The 360-nt window shown below is 71.1% G+C and carries 1 protein-coding gene; it reads left to right on the top strand.

The window, feature by feature from the left end; all coding sequences use genetic code 11:
* The coding region (dapB, locus tag SB816_RS30225) for a 4-hydroxy-tetrahydrodipicolinate reductase (RefSeq protein ID WP_410548022.1) at window positions 1-360 on the top strand (360 nt) is incomplete at both ends.

Below are 360 nucleotides of genomic sequence, written 5' to 3' on the forward strand. Positions count from 1 at the left end.
GCGCACGTCGCGGCCGCGCTGCGCCACGACGTGAAGCTCGTGATCGGCCCGACCGGCTTCACCGCCGAGCAGAAGGCCGAGCTGCAGGCCGCCGCGGCCCGGATCGGCATCGTGTTCGCGGCGAACATGAGCGTCGGCGTGAACGTCACGCTGAAGCTGCTCGAATTCGCGGCGCAGCACTTCTCGCACGGCTACGACATCGAGATCATCGAGGCGCACCACCGTCACAAGGTCGACGCGCCGTCGGGCACCGCGCTGATGATGGGCGAGGCGGTGGCCGGCGCGCTCGGCCGCTCGCTCGACGACTGCGCGGTGTACGGCCGCCACGGCGTGACCGGCGAACGCGATCCGTCGTCGATC

Source organism: Achromobacter sp. SIMBA_011 (assembly GCF_046535435.1).
GTDB lineage: Bacteria > Pseudomonadota > Gammaproteobacteria > Burkholderiales > Burkholderiaceae_B > Achromobacter > Achromobacter dolens.